Genomic DNA, 21004 nt, shown 5'->3' on the forward strand with positions numbered 1-21004 from the left:
TTCCAACCAATATACAGGTTGTTTATTAGTGCTAATTCGCAGAGATTCCAACCAAACGATGATTAGTTTCAGCTATGTAATAATTGTTATCTAGGGTTGAATTCCAACCCTAGAATGCAAATAGCCCAAGTTAATTATCCAATGATTACGTCATTACTGCCCTCAAACACTCAGCTAGTCATAATTATTTATTTAAGGCGGCAAGACTTACTGAAGCAATCTGTTTATAGTCAGATGGTTAAGCAAGGTACCTTCAGTGGTACTATAAACGAAGATAGTCACTACAATTTTGACCTTTACAAGCAGTGTACAAAGTGGAAAGCACTGACAAATGATATTAGGGTCAGAGTGGTTGAGCGTTCGCAGTTAATTGAAGGCGATTTACTTAAGGATTTTGTTCACACTATTGGATTAAAGTGGAATGAAAAGTTTGAACCGCTAGTAAATCAAATTAATGAATCGTATTGCTCTGATACAATGGAATTTAAACGATTGTTGAATGCAAAAAAGTTACCACCAACAATTAATAAAAAAATAGCTGCAACTTTATCTCAGTATGACAAAGAAAGAAGTGATAATGAGCGCGAAAAAGCGGTCTTTTTTGATTTTAGTGAGGCGAGTAGTTTTTTAGATGGGTTTAACGAGGGGAACAGTGGTATAGCTCGAGAGTTTTTGGGGAGAGAGGATGGGCTGCTTTTTACTGAGATGCCATCTGAAGAGCAACTAAAAAATATTCCTAAATTGTCAGAAAAACAAATATTAAACTTTTCAGCGTATTTGATAAAAAATCTAGTGAGTTAATTTTAAACCTTCTAAGTTAAGTTTCGTTCTTTCAATTCCAACAGCCGATATTATTTTGTCTTATATTATCGGCTACAAGTGGCCAGAACGCTCCACTACTTTAAATTCTATTTCTCAAATGGTGATTTTAGCGGTTAACTCATTTGTTAGGTTTTTAAATTGTTTAAGTCGCTTTTTAACGGGAGTACGTTCCTCTTACTTATTGGTTGCAGGCATCTAATTTTGGAGATCTACTTGCACCATGACTATTTAGCACGCTTAAGGGTAAAGAAACATAACTGGTAAGAGTTGCGCCTGATCCAGATAAGGAACTTCTTAAAAAGCCAACTTATATTGCGGTAGGCTCAATTATATTCCGTGTCCAGAATAATTGAATTGTATGAGGGGCTGGCTCATTTGGAACGGAGCAGGCACTACAAATAAGTAAAAAGGCTAAATATCACGCAGTCATGGGACCTTTGACGAGAAGCTTAGTCATGAACCAAGGTGGGGAATGTCCAGCAATTTATAGAGATCCAGCTATGCTTTCCCCTTAAGCGTATAACCCATCGGTAAAAGTTAAGTGTGAAATTGGCTTAATTCCAGCATTCCTAAAGGATAAGAGTTTAAATTTTTTCATTACTTTTTATTGGTTGATAAAGTTCGACATGCACAACCATACAATTTTCGGGTATTTACACACAATTTAAATACTAAGTTGCATATAAATGTTGCATATTTATGGCAGTTATATGACATTTCGGTATACTAGCCCGTTTTTAAAATAAGTGTAAATTTCATCCCCAATGATAAGCAGATTGAAAAAAGGACTTTCCAGGCGTATTCGATTAGGTCGAGATAAGTTCAAAGCTCAAAAAAATTCAAAATTAATGTCTTTTTCGGATCTCTATTCCGTTAAACAGAGCAAAGATGCCTTATTGCTAAAAAGTGGCCTTCCAGGCTTTGTTTATGGTCCATTTAGAAATGTTGCGGCCCATAGGTTTCATGTAGAGATGCCAGTTAAAGCTGTTCGACTATCATTAATTGCGGAGTATAACGAAGTTCTAAACTTTAACCATATAGCTATTTGGGCCAGGGATGACAACAATAAGCTGTATAAAGTTACTAGCGATTATGAATGCCAAATGAGTAGTGTCTCTAAGGTGCTCCCCGATCCAACTCAGGCAATGTTAGGGGATGGTGCTAATTCGGTTTCTGTTCATTCAAAACGAGAGATTAAACCGTGGTGGATAGTTAAATTCGATAAAGTTCATCATGTGGCTTTCATTGAGTTTTACAATCGTAAAGACAAGTGGGGTGTTCGGTCTAAAAGTATGCTGCTCTCTTGTCTAAATGAAAAAGATAAAATAGTTTTTCAGGCAGGTAATGTCATTAAGAAAGGCGCTAAGCAGGCGTTTTACGATTGGGGATTGCCATTACTGGAAAAATGTACGGATTTTCTTAATTCGAAAGGTTTAAAAAATCAAGCAACTGAAATCGAGCAAAAGTTTGTTGAATATTTAACGGATAACACTATTGACGCCGAGAAGCGCGCGTCATTGTTAACTTGTTTACAAAAGTGTCAAACCTTAATCGAAAGTGACACGCCTGATTTACCTAACGAACTTGATAAAGCGTTAGTTGTCACTGTACCTGCAGATGCGAAGTACCTTAGGGTAATAGGATACCGACGCAAGCTAATGCGTCCTGTAACCCTAAAAGTTAGACTTGACGGTAGCACTTCCACTTTATTAGAAGAACATGATCCTGATTTTATGGAAGCGCATTTTCAAAATAATAAGTGTATTTGGACGCTTCAGCATCCACACATATTTAATATTCCTGTTGAATCGAAAGGGGATATTAAAAAAGTAGAACTATGGTGTGATGATTTTTATAGTGGAGACGCATTTGTTCAGCGTCAAATTCAAGTATCTGCGGATAATAAAACCTGGCAAACCATTGAATCTACGTTTGAACGTTTTGCAGCAAGACTTGCATTACTAACGGCTCAAGAGTGGCTGTTAGGTGAAACTTGGGACCATGTGTTTGTTGAACAATTAGGGCATTTTTTGGCAACTTATCGTATGAGTCAGGCTCGTACAGTGAAGCCTCTTTTAAGAGCCAATAGAGATTTGTTGCCGTCGTTTTACGAGGGCGTTGAGCGGGGGGGAAACAGCGCTAGTTTTTTGCCACCGGTAATTTACACTCGTCATGGATTAACTATACCTTTTGAACACATCGATTCTGCGTTTTTGGCGGATAGGATGAAACGCTTCACGAACTTCTTAGATGAAAATCTCAACCTACAAGCTTTTCCGTGCTACGGAACTTTGCTAGGTATTCATCGAGATGGAGACTTTCTTCCCCATGATGATGATATTGATTTGGCAGTTATAGTTGATTTACCCGCCGATACTGATTATCTAGATGCTACTAAGCAATGGGCAGAAACCTTGCGACAGTTGGGAGTGCCATGTCGCCCACCCACACCGACTAGTTTAAACTTGCATTGTTATTTCGAAGACTTCGATATGGATTTGTTTATGATTTATCGAATCCCTGACAAGCCAAATCTTGTATGGACACACATGGAAGGTTACCAAACTCGGGAAGTGAAACGCAGTTTATTGGAGCCCATTTCTACATTGGAGTTTTGTGGTCATGAATTTTACGCACCAGCTAAGATAGAAGCGTTTCTTGAGGATCGCTATGGCAAAGGGTGGGTAACTCCGGATCCTACATTTGAGTTGTAGATCCGTAATTTAAAGCAGGAAACATATGTTTTTTAGAAAAAAAGCAACGTCATCTGATACGCCAGTTGAGGATGAACAAAAGATTCTCAACGAGGTGAGTAGTTATTTAGCTAACAATCCGCTTAGAGAATTTAAAGGGGTTAAGAGCAACGATCCACTTGTTATTGAGACCAGCAACAAAGCGCGTTTCATTCGCTTAAGCTTGCAGGTTGAGTCTTCATTTCACCTAGATGCAATAGAAATCTTTAATCAAGCTGGCCGCAACGTAGCACCAAATAAAAATACAATTATTAGTTCTACTTACAATGATGAAGAAAAATATAATGGCCAAGGTGCTATAAATGGCAAAAAGAATGGTGGCGCTGGATTTCATACCAAACGTGAACACAATCCTTGGTTAGTAATAGACTTAGGTTCAATCCGCAATTTAGCTAAAATCGTTGTCTATAACAGGGAAGGAGAATTTTTTACTCGAGCTTTGAGCTTGAAAGTGGAAACGTCAAGAGATCTAAGACATTGGCACTTAGTTCATGATAACTGGGGTTTTATAAAAACCTATAAAGACGGTAGTTTGTCAGAATTTGAGCAAGCACTACTCCATGCCGGAATATTGAACCCAGGCCCTCCGGCAGCGTATTTGAAAAAACTAAAAAACCTAGAACAAGATGAAAAAGCCTTATCTTTTCATAGACTAATTAATCAGTTAGTAAAAAGTAAAGGGGTTGCTTTTGGACCTCATGGTTTTATGAAGACCTTTGATTTAAAAACGGATGCGGAAAAAAACAAAGTTTTTCGCGAGCTTTCAATACTACTAAAGTGGTTAAATGAAGAGTTTGGCGTACCGGCTTTTGTGTCTTCTGGGACGCTTTTAGGTTTAGTGCGTGATGGCAAATTAATTGGTCACGATGATGATGTCGATATTTGTTATATTAGTAAAGAACAGGGCGAGCAGGCTATACTTGAAGAAAGAAAAAGGCTTGTTGCATTTTTAACGGAAAAAGGTTGCAGACTTTCCCCTTCTGGTATTGCACATTATTGGTGTACCACGCCAGGCGGATTAAACTTAGATATCTTTACAGGGTTCACCGAAGAAGGTAAGTGCAGCATGAATCCAATAGGAAGAAAAGAAGTTCCTATTGACGCCGTATTGCCTTTGAGTAAACAAGGTATTAACGGCAATATTTTGTATTTTCCACAGAACCCTGAACCCTTATTAGTGTTAAACTACGGTGATAACTGGCGTAACCCAGATCCACTTTGGACGTTTAATTGGGGCAAAGCGAAACAAGATTTTGCGTTTCTTTATTTTTAATTGATTAGAGAATTAATGAGAACAGTAATAACTTTTGGTACTTTTGATGTGTTTCATGTTGGGCACATTAATCTTCTTCAACGCGCTTCTATGCATGGAGATTGTTTAATCGTTGGTGTGTCTACAGATAAACTTAACTTTTCGAAGAAAGGAAGAAATCCTGTATATAACCAAAACGATAGAATGAAGATTATAAACAGTCTTCGCTATGTAAACCTGTGTTTTCCCGAAGAGTCTCTTGAGAAGAAAGCGGAATATATTCAGTATTATAAAGCCGATGTTTTGGTGATGGGGGATGACTGGGAAGGAAAGTTCGATCATTTGAAAGACATTTGTGAAGTGGTCTATTTACCTAGGACGCCTTCCATATCCACCACCGAAATCATTGAAGTTATTAGTTCAAGCGCTGAATAGCCATTGGTTTTTTGAGTCAGTTATCATTAATGAATAAGACAATACTTATCCATATTGGCCCGCCCAAAAGCGGCACTTCGGCTGTGCAAAAAGCTCTCAGTAATAATCGCGATCTATTATTACAACATGGGGTAGATTATCCAGAGCATGAAATTGGCCCTAATGGCATAAGTTCTGGAAACCTAACGTCTATTCTTGATTTGGACCAAGATGGTAAATGGACCGTTAGTCAAAGTAAGGTTTCTGACCTTTTAGAGCGATTTAAATTGTCGGAAGCTCACACCCTTTTACTTAGTTCCGAGTATTTTTTTTATTTAACTAATGAAATTGCAGAGCTTATTCCAAATGCGAAATTAATTGCTTATATTCGCTGCCCTTTGGAAACCTTTGAATCGTCGTATAATCAGTCTGTCAAAAGGCATATGCGCACAACACCAGTAGAATTTGGCAAAAACCTTCATCTGACTACCTTAAACTTGTTGACAGAAGCCGTTGAAAAACTTGGAAGAAAGCGATTTATATTACGTGCTTATTTGTCTAGCCATGACTACGATTTGATTGAGGATTTTTGCTCAGCTGTTAATCTGCCCTCTCTAAAATCGTCGAAAAGCAATACCAATAGTTCATATACATTTGATGCGTTGGAGTTCAAGAGGTGGCTTAATCAATTCAACTTAGAAGAAATTGATGGGGCAATCGACCAAGCTTTACAAGCCTACGATGGAGGGGATAAGCAATTTTCTCTTTTACCTGAATCGCTATTTAACCGTTATCAAAAACAATCTCTGGATAATACAAGAGACTTTGTTCATCAATACAAGGTCGTAAATGGTAAAGCGCTTATTTCTTTTTTAAAAAATCGCCAATCTAAGCCATATCATGAACAAAATATAAGTCGGTGCAATGTTAAAGAAATATGTCAGTATTTTATTGAGCATCACCCCCAGGTGTTTGATGACATTTGTGAACGACTAAAGCACCATTCAAGTTCAGATATTCAACATGTTGAAATTATTACACTTTTACTTGAACAGCAGAAATTAAAATCGTCGTTTTTAAGACGGTTAGTTTCATTATTTGGCTAAATAGTCAGGCTGTCTGATGTCTGTTAGTAATTTAAATGTCATATTTTTGTAATTTAAAGTTCATCTAATCTACTTACTCTCTCAACTATTCTCAAAATAACAGTTGTCTGAGTATGAAACATAAAAAAGTGGCCTTTATTGGACGTCCCGGCTTTATTGAAAATAGTTTTAATAAACCAGTAGAAAGTCTATTTAAAGAAGTGGGGTTAAATACCGGCAATCTGGCATTTTGGTATGCAATGAGTCAACATATCGCTGATCCTAAAGATTATTTCGGATGGTCTTTCGACCCCAAAAAAGTTAAGAATGACTATGATGTGCTGGTTTTTCCTGCTGCAAATCAACTCAATCCTGATTGGGATATGGGGGGGTTAGCTGATTTAATTGATAAAGCCGATACGCCTCTATTAATTTGTGGTTTAGGGGCTCAAGCTTCTGATATGAGCAAAAAGTTAAGTTTTAATGCTGGAACCAAGCGCTTTTTAAAAGTGATATCTGAACGCGCGGTTAAAATAGGCGTAAGAGGCGATTACACCGCTCAGGTGTTAAACGAAAACAATGTTACTAATGTTGAAGTATTAGGCTGTCCGTCAAATTTCACTAACCCTTCGAAAACACTGGGGCAGGATATAACACAAAAGTTTTCAACAATGACTGATGTTGAAAAATTAGTGCTTAATATAGATATTACCCAAAAACTTGCTGAAAAAGTTCGTGTCATGTTTAATTGGACAATGGGGCGCAATACTGAAATTGTTAACCAAGCGCCCCTCGATCTTTTGAAACTTTCCCACAGAGACACTAAACATATCGATACGCAATTGACGAGACGAGTACATAACCTTTTAGCACCCTCAGTTTCGCTTTCCTACTTCAAAAAAATAGTGAGTAATCAGTTTGTATCCTACTTTGATGTAAATGAATGGATGTATCAGCTGCATCAATTTGATCTATCGATTGGAACTAGGCTTCACGGAAATATGCTTGCGTTACAAGCCGGCACGCCTAGTGTATTTATGCCTCACGATTCTAGGACGCAAGAATTAGCAGATATCATGGCTTTGCCTACCTATTCACTTGACAAAGTCACGCGTGCGACTACTTTAGAAACGGTTATTGAGAATGTAAATTTTGATGGTGCTTTGTATGACAAATCTAGACATAAGCTAAGTTTAAAATATAAAAAACTGATCAATGATACTGGTCTAAATGCAAGTGAAGGACTTAAAGCCTTAAGTAAAGGAAAAGAAAAATCATGGCTCGGCTAATTCACGTGAATTTAAATTAACCTATAATCGTTCTCTACTTTTTTTCCCTCCCATTACAAGCTAAAATGCCGCATCTCGCGGTTTCGCCTCTGTATCAAGTATTTTGCTATAGATTAAAAGCTCTGAGCATAACTCTCTTTTCCAAATGTTTTATGCTTGAATGAGTCATTATCAGGATGTTGAATTGATAAAAAACGTTTACATACATGTTGGTCCCCCTAAAACGGGTACTTCAGCAGTTCAAAAGTGGCTGAATAGTAATCAAGATTTTTTAAAAGAAAACGGAATTTTTTACCCTTCTCACAATGTTGATTCCAATGGCGTTAGCTCCGGAAACGTCAGGTCTATCTATGACGTTAACGCAAATAAACAATTAAGTTTAAACACCGATAACCTTTCTAAATTGTTGGATGGATTCTACAAAAGTGATTTTACAACTTTGCTTTTATCATCAGAATTCTTTTTCAGAAGAATGGAGGAGCTTAAACGGGCGATTCCAGATGCGAACTTTATTGCATACATAAGAAACCCCATGGAAATTAAGGAGTCGACGTATAACCAATCTGTTAAACGACACTTTCAAATTCAAACAATAAATGTCGATAGAAGCAAACGCCTGCCTTACATGGATAGGTTTGTTGAATTTATTACACAGTTTAAAGCTGATGATTTATATTTGCGGGTATATGGTGATAAATATTTCAAAAATGGCAACATTGTTTCAGATTTGCTTTCAGTGTTAGGGGTAGATGTGAGAGCTACATTACCCATGGTGAATAGTTCTTATCAGTTTGAAGCATTGGAATTTAAAAGATGGTTTAACCAGTTTGAACTGCACGATTATCAAGTGTTAGTAGACCGAGCACTGCAGGGCTATACAGGGGGAACAAGCCATTACTCCCTTATTCCATCCACAAAATATGTTGAAGATAGTATTTATTACTCCTCCATTATTGAAGGTTTCGCGCGAGATTTAAATGCAAGCTGTCTTCAAGTATTAGTTGCAGACATGAAATCACCCGACCCCAAACCGTTTTTTGAGCAAGGATTAAATGAAACTGATTTCTTATCGGTTTGCGACTATTTACAAAATATATTGAAGGTCGATTATTATTTACTGACAAAAAAAATAGAAAGTTCGAAAGTGTCAGAAGATAAAAATTATCGCTTATTGTTTGTGAACTCATGTGCATCAAAATACAAATATATGCATAGATTTTATCAATTTCGCTTTCGAATTAAAAAAGCAATAAATTCGTTAAAAAGTAAGATCAAATAAAGTCTATCACTCATTGAAGACTTTAAATTAGAAGAAGAATGTAATTGAATATTAAGCATCGAAAACAGCTAATGCGCGTAATTAAGTTTTTTGTAGGTTTATTTCCTGCTGAAATTAGAAAGACTATGCGAAAAAATATCTGGTTGTTTAATCTTTACAGTAATAACCTGCAAAAATCAGGCTTATTTTATGGTTTTCCTTCTCCTCAAAAGTTACAAAAACTATATGTTAAAACCATTAAAAAGCAAAACACTGAAATTGCCAAAAGGCTGAAAAAATATAGTGATTATGCACAAGTAAATTGTCTGCTTTTATTAACCGGGCAGTTTAACTATGACAAAGCGTCTATTGAGGCGTTGATGATTAGCCCAAGTATTCGTAAGGTATATGTGTCAGGGAGTTCCAAGGCGGTTGAACAGTGTCTAAATGGGGTGAATTTGCCTTCGGATAAAGATATTTGCGACCTTAGACAAAAAGTTGACGAAGAGGCAGCAGTACCTCTTTTTATCATATCGGGCGGAGATTTTCTGCACTCTCAAGCTATCCCACTCATGCAAAGCTACCTTGCTGACTTATCTGAGAATAAGATTCTCTATTGTGATGTAGATCATTTTGATAGTTCAAAAGATAGACACTCCGCAGAACTTTATCCTGACTGGAATCCTGATTTGCAGTTAGCCACAGGGTACGTGAATACGGGGGTAATGCTGGTAGGTGAAAATATCATCGATAACTTCTGCCAATTCGTTAACGAAAACACTTCTTCTTCATTATTGGCGATTTGGTTAGTTGATGTTTATCTGAAAAGCTCCTCAGTACCTATCCTTCACATTCCATTTAGTTTAGTGCATAAGAGTTTAAAAAATTCCTCTAATTGGGAACGGGAGTTATTAAGTTTAAATTACTCCAAATTTACATCTAACAATCGGGAAAATAGCGGGGTTGCTCAGGTTAAATGGGACACTCCAGGTGAGCCATTGGTTTCTCTTATCGTGCCGACTAAAAATGCCAAGGAATTGGTAAAAAACTGTATTGAATCAATTATTTCAAAAACAAATTATTGTAACTACGAGATATTATTAGTAGATAATAATTCTGACGATGCGGATGCATTGGCTTATTTTGAACACTTAGATCAAAATGAGGCAAAAGTACGAGTGCTAAAATATCCTTTTGATTTTAACTATTCGGCGATTAATAATTTTGCAGTAGAACACGCCAATGGCAGTGTGGTTGGGTTAGTCAATAATGATATAGAGGTTATTACTTCCGACTGGCTTGATTTTATGGTTGGTCATGTTTTACGAGAAGATATCGGTTGCGTGGGGGCTAAATTGCTCTATCCAGATAATCGTATTCAGCACGCTGGTGTTGTGATGGGATACGGGGGCGGTGCAGGTCATGCTCACAAATATTTTCCTCGTTATCATCCAGGTTATTTAAATCGCTTAATTGCTTCCCACAATTTCAGCGCAGTGACAGCAGCTTGTTTATTAGTTAAAAAGTCAGACTACTTGGCTGTAAATGGACTAAATGAAACAGATCTAACTGTCGCCTTCAATGATGTTGATTTTTGTTTGCGAATTTTATCCTTAGGCCGGCGAAACCTCTATTGTGCAGAAGCCGAGCTTTATCATCACGAATCAATATCTCGAGGACTTGATGATACTGCTCAAAAAAGAGCTAGATTTGAAAGTGAACTAGTTTATCTACAAGATACTTGGAAAGCATACATTGAGCATGATCCTGCCTACAACCCAAACTTAACGCTCAAACGTGAAAATTTTTCACTTAAAGAATAGGTGAAAAAGGTAAATTGAAAAAAACGATAAAGTCAGCAATTGAAATCGCTCCTTCTGCAAGGATATGTGTGTTAGAAAATGCGCAGGTAGTTCCCATGGCGCCCGGCAGTAATCCTGGTAGGGTGATTGGCGGTGTTCTGCATCCAAATAAACCAGATTTTACAGGACAATATAGAGGAAAGACTGTTTTTCAAAATAGCCAAGAGCTTGATCATGTTACAAATGATACTTTGCTTGAATCTATTGATATTGGAAACCGCAAAAATGCTGGGCAATATCTCTATTTAGGTCCAGTGTTCAATAATTTTGGGCACTTTTTGGCGGAGTGCATTCATCGAGCGTGGGGCTATGAATATGTGACACAAGGGCTTGGTGAGTCGGTTAAAAAACTCATTTTGCTTCCCCAAACACCCAATAAGTTTCCATGGGTGCGGCAATTCAAATATAAATTGCCTTCTATTTTTTTACAAACCCTAAGCTATTTGGGGATCCCAGAGAAAAAAATAAAATACCTATTCACCCCGTCGACGTTTAGTCAATTAATCGTACCTGAGCAGGCCAGCTTTTTTCGTTCTAAAACTTCGGTTGGCTGTGCTTATCTGGCGTTTCTTAAACGTTGTGAGCGTCGAAACAATATACAAGGGACAAGAGAAGGGGTTAAAAAAATTTATGTCAGTAGAATCCACTTTAAGTTTCGTGGTTCTTATGCGGGGGAAAGTTACTTAGAAAACTATTTTGAAAAACAAGGTTATCAAATATTTTATCCCCAAGAGCATCCATTACTTGAGCAGCTTGAAATATATAAAAGCGCAACAGAGATTGTATTTGCTGAAGGTGGAGGATTGCATATTTTGGAGTTATTAAGTGAGCTTAAAGCAAAGATCTATGTTCTTGGCCGTCGCCCTATGTGTGCAGGAGTATATACTTCTATCTTGCAGCCTCGTGTAAAATCATTCTCATTTTTTACCCAAGTAACCACATTACCCTCATTGTTTTTTCCGAAAAAAAGCAGTCGTGCAGCCCACGGTTCAGCAATTAGTATGTTAGACCCTGAACCCTTGGTTGAGTTTTTCTCATCGGAGCTGGCCCTTGATACGTCATTATTTAACGTAGAAGAGTTTATCGATATTGCTATCAAAGATATTGAACTGTATCGGGATCATTATCAGAGTTTGCAGTCAGAAAATGAACAAACAAAGCAGGATGCAATGCGGTCGTTTAATAAACAATTAAAAAAACTATTTGCGGAATAGCGTATTTTTATTGCCTGATTGTTTATTTGTACATCGCTTGGCACAAACACTGATGAAATGACTATTTTTTTTGGTATACTGCGCGGTCACGATATATCCGTAAATTTATGCCACATTAAACAGGTTGTAACCTCATTTGAATAATCAATTTACCCCAGTAACCCGAATCAATTTGGTTGACCCGGTTGATTCTATAGTCGGCATGGGTGTTTACATTGAAGATCAGCTGGATTGGGTGGTGCAATCGGTGGAGTCCGTTCTTTCTCAAAGTTACCAGCACTTTCAGCTAGTCTTGGTGTTAGACGGTGAGGTTAAAGAAGATGTGTTCAACTACCTTTCAAAATTGAGTGTCGAACGCAATAATGTGCAACTGATGAAGTCTGCAGCTAACGTGGGCTTGAGTGCCTGCATGAATTACGTTATTGACTGGACCATTGAAAACCTGCCTTCGGTAAAGTTCTTTTTTAGAATGGATGCCGATGACATATCCCTTTCTCGTCGCTTTGAGAAACAAATTAATTTTCTAAAAACACATAAAAATACACAGGTGTTAGGAACCTCTCTGGTTGAGATAAACGAGCATGGTAAAAAGGTAGGAAAGCGTAAACTGCCTAAAAACCATGGTGATATATTTCGTATTTTACCCAAGCGTTGCGCCATTAATCATCCTACTGTGGTGGTTAGAATGGATGTGTTTAAAGCTGGCCACCGATACAGTGAAGATCTGCAAAACACCCAAGATTACTTTCTGTGGATAGAGTTATGTGCTGCAGGATACAAATTTGCTAATCTTGTGGAGCCTTTGCTGGAATTTCGGCGAGTAAATGATTTTTATAAGCGCCGTGGTTTGAGTAAGTCGATTAATGAGTTTAAAGCCCGTTTTTATGCCATGAAAGTATTAAAGCGCTACAGTTTAGGCAATATAGTTTACGCTTGTGCGGTACTCTTTTTACGGCTCATGCCTTCCAAAATTGTAAAATTAGCGTATAAAATAGACCGTTATCTTTTGAATAAGCGGGTTAGACACGAGTGATAGGCGCGACAGTCATTTTATATAAACCGGATATGGGGATCACCCAAGATCTTCTTGAAACGGTTTTAAAACAAGTTGATGTGGTTTCCATTGTGGATAATTCCCCGGTTGCCACCGAGTTACTTTTCGATAAAACCAATCTGCATTATCATCACTTTCCTAATAATATTGGTATTGCTGCAGCCCATAATGTGGGCCTGCGAGATCTGCGTGCCGCTGGCTGTGAGTATGGCATGTTGCTGGACCAAGACAGCACTATAGATGAAGACTTCGCTTTTAGACTGTCTTCGTTGCTGGTGGCATCTAAGGTGGAAAAGCGACCTGTTGTTGCCATTGGCCCACGTATTATTTGTTCATTTTCTGAAAAAACCGTTAAACCCAGGGTGCAGCGGGAAGTTTTGGTGTATGACGAGATTGTCTGTGTGACCCAAATTATATCCTCGGGCATGATGATTGATTTGTCTCAATTGGAAGCCATTGGTTATAAAGATGAAAGCTTGTTTATTGATGGGGTCGATCACGAGTGGTGCTGGCGGGCGAAACAACAGAACTTAATGGTGGCGATTGCCGACAAAGTTGAGATGATCCACCGCCTGGGCGACTCCCGCAGCAAATTTGCTGGGATTACTTATAAAGTAGGCAGCCCCGTAAGATTATATTATCAGTTTCGCAATATTTTGCTGTTATCACGCAGAGGCTATGTGCCTAAATATTGGAAAACTCGCAATTTATGTGTGTTACCCATTCGTTTTTTTGCCAATAGTTTATTACAAGATCGTAAATTAGAACGCCTGAAATTTATGTTGTGCGGTTTATGGGACGGAATTTGTAAAAAAGATGGCGCATTTTCCGACAACTGGTAATACCTTCTGAGTAAAGTTCTTTACTCGCTATTTTCTACCTATATTTTTTAATTTTGAAGTTATACACTAACTGCCGTTTGTAATATGAATCACAACATTCGTAGTTTAAAATATTTGCACGATAATTGCTGACAGAAATACAGCTAATTGATTAAAGGAACTAAAGATAATGAAGGTAACCGTATTTGGTATTGGTTATGTGGGGTTAGTACAAGCAGCTGTATTAGCTGAAGTTGGGCATCAAGTTGTTTGTGTTGATGTTGACCAAAGCAAAGTCGACAACCTTGAGAAAGGAATTATTCCTATTTATGAACCCGGTTTAACACCTTTAGTTAAATCTAATTTTGATGCCGGTAGGGTGAAATTCACCACCGATGCAGAGGCGGGAGTGAAGCACGGCGATGTGATTTTTATTGCTGTAGGTACGCCGCCTGATGAAGATGGTTCTGCCGATCTTAAATACGTGCTAGCTGTGGCTAAAACCATATCTGAAGCGATGGATCAGCATAAAATTGTGATCAACAAATCTACGGTTCCGGTGGGAACTGCGGATAAAGTCAGGGCTAAAATCGCTGAGGTACAAGAGTCACTTGGTAAATCAATTACCTTCGATGTGGTTTCTAACCCTGAGTTTTTAAAAGAAGGCGCTGCCGTTAATGATTGCATGCGACCTGACCGTATTATTATCGGTACTGACAGTGTTGGTGCAGAGAAAAAGCTAAGAGAGCTTTATGCACCATTTAACCGCAACCATGACAAAATTATTGTTATGGATATCCGCAGTGCTGAATTAACTAAATATGCAGCGAACTGTATGTTGGCAACTAAAATCAGTTTTATGAATGAAATGGCGAATTTAGCCGAAGTTTTCGGTGCTGACATTGAAAATGTAAGACTAGGTATTGGTTCTGACCCACGAATTGGTTACCAGTTTATTTATCCTGGTTGTGGTTATGGCGGCTCTTGTTTCCCCAAAGATGTGCAAGCGCTCGCTCGTAGTGCAACTGAGGCGGGTTACACAGCTAAAATTCTTGAGTCTGTGGAAGCCGTAAACTACAAACAGAAAGAAAAGCTGTTCGAGTATATCTCTGGGCATTTCAATAATGACTTGAAAGGCAAGACTGCGGCTATTTGGGGATTGTCATTTAAACCTAATACAGATGACATGCGCGAAGCATCCAGCCGCGTTTTAATGGAGCATTTATGGGAAGCTGGCGCTAGGGTACAGGCCTACGACCCTGAGGCCATGGAAGAGACTCAGCGTATTTACGGTGTACGAGACGATCTGAGCCTAACTGGCACCAAAGAAGCGGCCCTTAAAGGTGCTGACTTCTTAGTTATCTGCACCGAGTGGCAGGCATTTAGAGCACCTGATTTTGAATTATTAAAACAGTCGCTAACTGAGCCATTATTATTCGATGGACGAAATTTATTTGAACCTAAGCTAATGCAGGAATACGGATTGCATTACTATGCTATAGGTCGTGGATTATCAATAAAGGAACGTTAATATGAGTCAGGTTAAAAAAGCAGTCATTCCAGTTGCAGGACTGGGGACAAGAATGTTACCCGCAACAAAAGCTATTCCAAAGGAAATGCTGCCAGTTGTAGACAAACCACTGATTCAGTATGTGGTAGCGGAGTGTGTCGCCGCGGGTTTGAAAGAAATTATATTGGTGACCCATGCAAGTAAGAACAGCATTGAGAACCATTTTGATACTAGTTTTGAGTTAGAAGCAACACTCGAGAAACGGGTTAAGCGCCAATTGTTAGAAGCGGTACAAGCTATCTGTCCTAAAGACGTGACTATTATGCACGTACGCCAAGGTGTAGCTAAAGGTTTGGGCCACGCTATCTTGTGTGCTCGTCCAATGATCGGTGATAACCCTTTTGCAGTGGTTCTGCCAGATGTCATCATTGATGATGCTGCTTGTAACCCTAAAAAGGACAACTTAGCCGACATGGTCGCTACCTTCAATACCAGCCAGGTCAGTCAAATTATGGTTGAAGCTGTACCTGAAGAGTTGGTACATAAATACGGCGTGGTTGATTTAGAAGGTAAAGACTTAGGTGAAGGTGAGTCAGCTAAGATCCACAGAATGGTAGAAAAGCCACCACTGGAAGAAGCGCCATCTAACTTAGCCGTAGTGGGTCGTTACGTTTTATCTGAAAGTATTTGGGATGAGTTAGAAAAAACTCAGCCTGGTGCGGGTGATGAAATTCAATTAACCGATGCCATAGACACAATGATGGAAAAAGAGCAGGTTGATGCGTATTACATGACGGGTAAGAGCCATGATTGCGGCAGTAAACTTGGTTATATGAAAGCCAACATTGAGTACGGTTTACGCCATGAAGAAATCAAAGATGAGTTTCTTGAGTTCTTAAAAGAAACCATTAAGTAGGTGTTAAAACAGCATGAAAGTGGCGCCAATCGGCGCCATTTTTTTATTTTACAGAAACCGAAGTTTTCAGTTTTTCTAACATGCGATCACCAATCCCTTTCACATTGGTAATATCTTCCACACGCTTAAAACTGCCATTGGCTTTTCGATAGGCCACAATATCTTGCGCTTTTTTTGCACCAATACCAGGTAAGGCTTCTAAATCGTTGGCGGTAGCCGTATTCAGATTGATAGGTGTTGCTTGCGCCTGCAATTGGGTTTTCGCAGTGTCCATTTTTTGATTTAAACTTTTAGCATGAAGGGTGAGTGGGCTGCCTGCCAGAAAAACTGCGCAAGCAATAACTAAAGTGGGTAAGAACTTTTTCATATTGAATCTCCGTGTTCATTTTTAATCCGTTAGTGCGTCATTTGCACGATTTAAAATTAGTCCGGCTTTGTTTATATGTAAAGTCTAGTTTTTGGGTGTGCCACATAGTTAGAGGGGGAAAGCGTATCGAGGAGAGTATTTAAATAATCACTTTTCTAAGCAATTAAAAAAGGCCCTTGAAAAGGACCTTAGTTAAACTCTACTGTTTAGTAGAATATTCAGGGTAGCTTTACGCAGGGTTATTTTTTACGGCGAAGCGCTAATAAACCCATACCTAGTAATAGAATGCCTGCTGGCTCAGGTACGCTAGCCGCTTCTACTGAAGCAAGTGATAAAGCTTGAACGTCGCCAGAGCTGACTTCGGTTAGCCTAATTGAGTTGTTACCACTACAACAGTTTTCAGCCCAAAACAATTCGATTGTGTGGCTACCAATTGCGATGTCGTTCAAATCAACAGAAAATACATCTGAGTTACCCCAATTATATTTCCACCAAAGGTTGTCAGTGCGTTCAGATACTAACGTTCCATCTAAGTAAAGCTCGGCTCCATAACCGGCGTCTAGGCCTGCTTCAAGTGTCCAACTTCCTTCATAGCCCATATTAAATTCAACAGTTAATAAGTTCACGCTATCTTGAGCTGTATTGAAGTTATCAGTAGAGCTAATGCTATTCACTGAAGATGAAGGCAATAAATCGAATGCGGCTTGCAGATCACTGCTATCAAAACTACCAGCAATGTCGCGAGATTCTAGGGTGATGACAGTTGCGTTAACTGATGCGGAAATTACAAAGCTTGCCAATAAGGCAGATTTTAAAAGATTTATCATGACTGCTTCCTATGATACTAAAAATTATTTAAAAACATGATTAAGCACAACTTGTGCCAATATTTAAATTGTTGATTTTAATTGATTTATTTGTGTTTTTGCGAGTGGTCGGATTAGTTGTGTAAAATATTTTGACAGTTCAAAATGAAAAAAGCCGTTACATTATTCAATGCAACGGCTTGTGTAGAGAGCTTCTAAATCTTTTGTTTAAAGTCTATCTAAAACCGCTTGAGTGAAGTCAGTTGTGCCGTGCTCACCACCTAAATCACGTGTGGTGCGATCACCTGATTCGATAACGTCTTTAAGGGCATTACGAATTTTTTCGGCTTTATCACCCATTTGTAAATATTCAAGCATTTGTACTGACGCTAAAATAACTGACGTTGGGTTGGCTAGGTTTTTACCTGCGATATCTGGTGCAGATCCATGAACCGCTTCAAAAATAGCGCAGTCTGAGCCAATGTTAGCCCCAGGAGCCATGCCTAAACCACCGACTAATCCAGCACAAAGATCGGAAAGAATATCGCCAAACAAGTTGGTTGTTACCATTACATCAAATTGATGAGGATTCATCACCAATTGCATGCAGGCGTTATCCACGATCATTTCTGTTGATTCGATGTCGGGATATTTGTCGGCTATTTCTCTGGCCACTTTCAAAAATAAACCTGAAGTCGATTTTAAGATATTGGCTTTGTGAACGGCGGTTACTTTTTTACGACCTTCGCGACGGGCTAATTCGTATGCGAAAGTAATAATGCGCTCAGCGCCTTCACGGGTAATAATACTTTTCGCTTCTGCTTCTGTACCATCATCAGAAACCACTTGTCCTAGGCCCGAGTACATGCCTTCAGTGTTTTCTCTGACGGTAATGATGTCGATGTCTTCATAACGTGCTTTCGTTCCTTTAAAGGACAATACTGGGCGCACGTTTGCGTACATTTGGAACTTTTTACGCAAGCTAACGTTAATGGAGGTAAAGCCCTCACCTACTGGGGTAGTTAGTGGGCCTTTTAACGCGACTTTATTTTTTTCAATAAGATCTAGAGTCTCTTGAGGTAATAACTCACCGTGGTTTTCCAACGCCATCAAACCTGCATCGGCGAAGTCATACTCAAAGTCGCAGCCAACTTTTTCTAATATTTGGAGGGCCGAATCGACGATATCAGGTCCGATACCATCTCCTTTGATAACGGTAATGCGTTGTTGTGTCATGATCTATTCCTATTTTACACTTTCGAGGGCTGGGGAGTTAGCCGGCGTACAGACTGAATTTAAGGGGCAGATTTATACCATTTTTAGCGCTGATTTTCCATGTATTACGACGATTTCCGCAGTTTTGTTGCTGAATTTACGGATATTAGGGGAGTGCACAGTAACTATGGCTGAGTTGCAGTGAATTGGCTAACAATTCACTAACGTTTTGTTCATTTAATTTAAAAAAGCTTAGGCACTGAGAATAATAATTTTGAGAGGGGTTATTGGCTATCTGTTCACTGAAATAAATTCTTCTGGCTAATAATAAACTCAAGCCAAGGGTCATGATCATGGTTTTAAGTATGGGTTTTTTGGGTAGTTCATCCGATAGCAAACCATTTGCAACAATCGCTTCGGCATACAAAGCAGGTTGTTGCCACGCTTGGCATAACTTTAAACAATGACTGCGCAGTGTCTCTGCATTGCGAAAATCGAACAGACACCGAATATCCTGCTGACGTTCAACACTGAGGCTCCATTTTGTGCGGGTTTTAAGGGCAGGCTGGGTAAATAAACCACTACATGCAAAGCACAATAACGTGGAGGCTTCCTCAGGAGATAGGTGTTTATTCTGAGAACTGAGGTTAGCCGCAATTTGACTGGCTAAGCGTATGAACTGGGTGAAATTTTGCTGCAATGGAAAGTGACTTTGATTCAACCTTAGCAATAGTGCCTGTTGTATCAGCATGGAGTTTGCTTTCACATACCCATGCATCATTAAGCCATGTTTAACTTGTTGAATGGGCAGTTTATTTCTATTTGAAATTGTCGCGGTTTGTTTTAAATAATCGGCAAAAGCCGGTTCTGAATTGATTTGCAGTGCCAACCTGTCGATATCTACAGCACCGCTATTTAAGTGCTTTTGTACTTCGAGTAGCAGGGCTGGTGGCTTGTCTAATGGGAAATTTGTTTCTATTGGATCAAAACAATCGCTCTTTTCCAGTTGCCAGTTGATATCCCACCATCGTTGAATTTGATTAAAACCTGATAGAGTTTGTGTAGCGGACACCCGTTGGATGTTGTCAGTAAAAACGCGTTTTAGTTGCTGCACGTCATTGCTATTGGGATTAATTATCGCTACCAGCACCTTGTCTTCGCAAATACTGAGTATTATGGCCGGATCTTGTTTGTCTAGTTTCACTAGGCTACCGGGGCTAAGTAACGATGAGTATTCTAATAAGCCATCTAGATTGAATGCATAATTTTCCGGCACGGTTTGTATCAGTTGTCGCAGCGCCGCGGAAAAATGCACAGGCTTTTTCGATTGGCAAGGCGTTACGCGGGAAGCAAGTTGATGGGCTAATAAGATGATTTGCTGGTTTTTGGTTAAGGTTAGTGGCCAGGAACGGCTAGTCTCAAATTTAGAGAATAACCATTTATATGCATGATAGCCGTCCATCCACGTTTGTAAGTGTGCTTTATTCAGAATTTGTAACAGCCGAACGCTTTTACGGTGGTGTGAAGGGCGTTTATTTTCCTCGAAGAACTTTTCCAGATCTTCTTGGCGTTCGCAATACAGAGCTAATAAGCAGCTTAATAACTGTTGGCAGCATAAGTCATTGATGCGTGCTCGATTGCAAATGAGGGCGCAATAGACCAAGCCATTGAATACAAAGTTGTTTAAAAAGCCACTTCTGGATTTATACAATAAGGGTTGGGATACAAAAATGTCAGGGGCGAGTTTAAATGCCCCTAGAAAATGTTCAGATACTTTAACGATCCGTTTGATTTGTTCAGGGCCAACAGGGTTCTGCCGCACTTCATCCAGTACGGTGGAAACCTGCCCAAAGCTTTTTATTAAGCCTTGAGTTGGCATGCTACAGGTAACTCTGGCGAATGTGGGTGCAACACTAGCGCTTTAAATAACTTTGATATGTGCCTTCACCCCAAGCAATTAACTTATCATTTTGAAATAGCAGTGGGGTGCACTCATCTTGTGTGGTGATACCGTCTGATTGATTCCAGGTCGTGCGGTAAAACATCACTTGCAACTGCGCATCGCCTACCTGTTTGGCTTCGCTTATATCTGGTGGACCTAACAATTCAACAATACTTGAACGAAGATCGCCAATCTTGATTTTAGTTAACTGAACTTTATTATACTCCTGACGATCTTCCCATCCCATGCTGGTGGTATCGTCAGGGTTAAATATTATCAGCACTACAACTAGAGATACGTAGATAAATACGCCAATTCCGATACGCTGTATTACTTTAGTATTCATAATTATATCTCATGTTTAATTAACCCCATGGTAATCAAATCACTGGGATGAATAAAGGCCACTAAACGCGAAAAGCGT

18 protein-coding genes are annotated in these 21004 nt (G+C 39.0%); 13 read left to right on the forward strand and 5 right to left on the reverse strand.

The genetic code is table 11. The features are described 5' to 3' along the window. Window positions 1–114: 114 nt before the first annotated feature. From ACYVIL_RS10305 to galU, 13 genes are all read left to right on the forward strand, one after another. Window positions 115–801 carry a hypothetical protein gene (locus tag ACYVIL_RS10305; protein WP_460312403.1) on the forward strand — a complete coding sequence of 229 codons (687 nt, stop codon included), beginning with the start codon at window positions 115–117 and terminating at the stop codon, window positions 799–801. 797 nt (window positions 802–1598) lie between these two features. Then, the gene (locus ACYVIL_RS10310) at window positions 1599–3536 is read left to right on the forward strand and encodes a LicD family protein (RefSeq protein ID WP_460312404.1); all 1938 of its coding nucleotides are present in this window, start codon (window positions 1599–1601) and stop codon (window positions 3534–3536) included. Between the two features lie 25 nt (window positions 3537–3561). Continuing rightward, on the forward strand, window positions 3562–4848 hold the full coding sequence (locus tag ACYVIL_RS10315) for a discoidin domain-containing protein (protein ID WP_460312405.1): 1287 nt from the start codon (window positions 3562–3564) through the stop codon (window positions 4846–4848). 15 nt (window positions 4849–4863) lie between these two features. Then, window positions 4864–5262 (forward strand): adenylyltransferase/cytidyltransferase family protein, encoded by a 399-nt coding sequence (locus tag ACYVIL_RS10320; protein WP_216048062.1) that lies wholly within the window; start codon window positions 4864–4866, stop codon window positions 5260–5262. Window positions 5263–5291: 29 nt separating this feature from the next. Next, a complete protein-coding gene (locus ACYVIL_RS10325; RefSeq protein WP_460312406.1) occupies window positions 5292–6347 on the forward strand; it encodes a hypothetical protein in 1056 nt (351 codons plus the stop codon). A 113-nt stretch (window positions 6348–6460) separates the two neighbouring features. Then, a complete protein-coding gene (locus ACYVIL_RS10330) occupies window positions 6461–7615 on the forward strand; it encodes a polysaccharide pyruvyl transferase family protein (protein WP_460312407.1) in 1155 nt (384 codons plus the stop codon). 184 nt (window positions 7616–7799) lie between these two features. Continuing rightward, window positions 7800–8894 carry a hypothetical protein gene (locus tag ACYVIL_RS10335; protein WP_460312408.1) on the forward strand — a complete coding sequence of 365 codons (1095 nt, stop codon included), beginning with the start codon at window positions 7800–7802 and terminating at the stop codon, window positions 8892–8894. A gap of 125 nt (window positions 8895–9019) precedes the next feature. Then, on the forward strand, window positions 9020–10696 hold the full coding sequence (locus tag ACYVIL_RS10340; RefSeq protein WP_460312409.1) for a glycosyltransferase family 2 protein: 1677 nt from the start codon (window positions 9020–9022) through the stop codon (window positions 10694–10696). 14 nt (window positions 10697–10710) lie between these two features. After that, window positions 10711–11949, forward strand: coding sequence for a glycosyltransferase 61 family protein (locus ACYVIL_RS10345; protein ID WP_460312410.1), 1239 nt, complete (start codon window positions 10711–10713; stop codon window positions 11947–11949). 136 nt (window positions 11950–12085) lie between these two features. Further along, window positions 12086–12982: a glycosyltransferase gene (locus ACYVIL_RS10350; protein ID WP_460312411.1), complete on the forward strand. Its 897-nt coding sequence runs from the start codon at window positions 12086–12088 to the stop codon at window positions 12980–12982. Further along, on the forward strand, window positions 12979–13845 hold the full coding sequence (locus ACYVIL_RS10355) for a glycosyltransferase family 2 protein (RefSeq protein WP_460312412.1): 867 nt from the start codon (window positions 12979–12981) through the stop codon (window positions 13843–13845). Before ACYVIL_RS10350 ends, ACYVIL_RS10355 begins: the two co-directional genes overlap by 4 nt. A gap of 169 nt (window positions 13846–14014) precedes the next feature. Further along, window positions 14015–15355 (forward strand): UDP-glucose dehydrogenase family protein, encoded by a 1341-nt coding sequence (locus tag ACYVIL_RS10360; protein ID WP_460312413.1) that lies wholly within the window; start codon window positions 14015–14017, stop codon window positions 15353–15355. Between the two features lies 1 nt (window position 15356). Beyond that, complete coding sequence (galU, locus tag ACYVIL_RS10365) at window positions 15357–16250, forward strand: UTP--glucose-1-phosphate uridylyltransferase GalU (RefSeq protein ID WP_303470622.1); 894 nt, start codon at window positions 15357–15359, stop codon at window positions 16248–16250. Between the two features lie 43 nt (window positions 16251–16293). Here galU and ACYVIL_RS10370 read toward each other — a convergent pair whose 3' ends face one another. From ACYVIL_RS10370 to ACYVIL_RS10390, 5 genes are all read right to left on the reverse strand, one after another. After that, window positions 16294–16617, reverse strand: coding sequence for a ComEA family DNA-binding protein (locus tag ACYVIL_RS10370; RefSeq protein WP_303470621.1), 324 nt, complete (start codon window positions 16615–16617; stop codon window positions 16294–16296). A gap of 239 nt (window positions 16618–16856) precedes the next feature. Further along, window positions 16857–17444, reverse strand: coding sequence for a CCXG family PEP-CTERM protein (locus ACYVIL_RS10375; protein ID WP_303470619.1), 588 nt, complete (start codon window positions 17442–17444; stop codon window positions 16857–16859). Window positions 17445–17651: 207 nt separating this feature from the next. Continuing rightward, window positions 17652–18659, reverse strand: coding sequence for an isocitrate dehydrogenase (locus ACYVIL_RS10380; protein ID WP_303470616.1), 1008 nt, complete (start codon window positions 18657–18659; stop codon window positions 17652–17654). Window positions 18660–18804: 145 nt separating this feature from the next. Next, a complete protein-coding gene (locus ACYVIL_RS10385) occupies window positions 18805–20517 on the reverse strand; it encodes a hypothetical protein (RefSeq protein ID WP_460312414.1) in 1713 nt (570 codons plus the stop codon). A gap of 34 nt (window positions 20518–20551) precedes the next feature. After that, window positions 20552–20926 (reverse strand): DUF3192 domain-containing protein, encoded by a 375-nt coding sequence (locus ACYVIL_RS10390; RefSeq protein WP_460312415.1) that lies wholly within the window; start codon window positions 20924–20926, stop codon window positions 20552–20554. Window positions 20927–21004: the final 78 nt, after the last annotated feature.

This window comes from Aliiglaciecola aliphaticivorans (assembly GCF_054782055.1).

Bases quoted from the DNA above. Each gene is read 5' to 3' on its own strand.
- ACYVIL_RS10305 (WP_460312403.1), top strand. From the start codon at position 115: ATGCAAATAGCCCAAGTTAATTATCCAATGATTACGTCATTACTGCCC.
- ACYVIL_RS10315 (WP_460312405.1), top strand. From the start codon at position 3,562: ATGTTTTTTAGAAAAAAAGCAACGTCATCTGATACGCCAGTTGAGGAT.
- ACYVIL_RS10320 (WP_216048062.1), top strand. From the start codon at position 4,864: ATGAGAACAGTAATAACTTTTGGTACTTTTGATGTGTTTCATGTTGGG.
- ACYVIL_RS10325 (WP_460312406.1), top strand. From the start codon at position 5,292: ATGAATAAGACAATACTTATCCATATTGGCCCGCCCAAAAGCGGCACT.
- ACYVIL_RS10330 (WP_460312407.1), top strand. From the start codon at position 6,461: ATGAAACATAAAAAAGTGGCCTTTATTGGACGTCCCGGCTTTATTGAA.
- ACYVIL_RS10340 (WP_460312409.1), top strand. From the start codon at position 9,020: ATGCGAAAAAATATCTGGTTGTTTAATCTTTACAGTAATAACCTGCAA.
- ACYVIL_RS10360 (WP_460312413.1), top strand. From the start codon at position 14,015: ATGAAGGTAACCGTATTTGGTATTGGTTATGTGGGGTTAGTACAAGCA.
- galU (WP_303470622.1), top strand. From the start codon at position 15,357: ATGAGTCAGGTTAAAAAAGCAGTCATTCCAGTTGCAGGACTGGGGACA.
- ACYVIL_RS10370 (WP_303470621.1), bottom strand. From the start codon at position 16,617: ATGAAAAAGTTCTTACCCACTTTAGTTATTGCTTGCGCAGTTTTTCTG.
- ACYVIL_RS10375 (WP_303470619.1), bottom strand. From the start codon at position 17,444: ATGATAAATCTTTTAAAATCTGCCTTATTGGCAAGCTTTGTAATTTCC.
- ACYVIL_RS10380 (WP_303470616.1), bottom strand. From the start codon at position 18,659: ATGACACAACAACGCATTACCGTTATCAAAGGAGATGGTATCGGACCT.
- ACYVIL_RS10385 (WP_460312414.1), bottom strand. From the start codon at position 20,517: ATGCCAACTCAAGGCTTAATAAAAAGCTTTGGGCAGGTTTCCACCGTA.
- ACYVIL_RS10390 (WP_460312415.1), bottom strand. From the start codon at position 20,926: ATGAATACTAAAGTAATACAGCGTATCGGAATTGGCGTATTTATCTAC.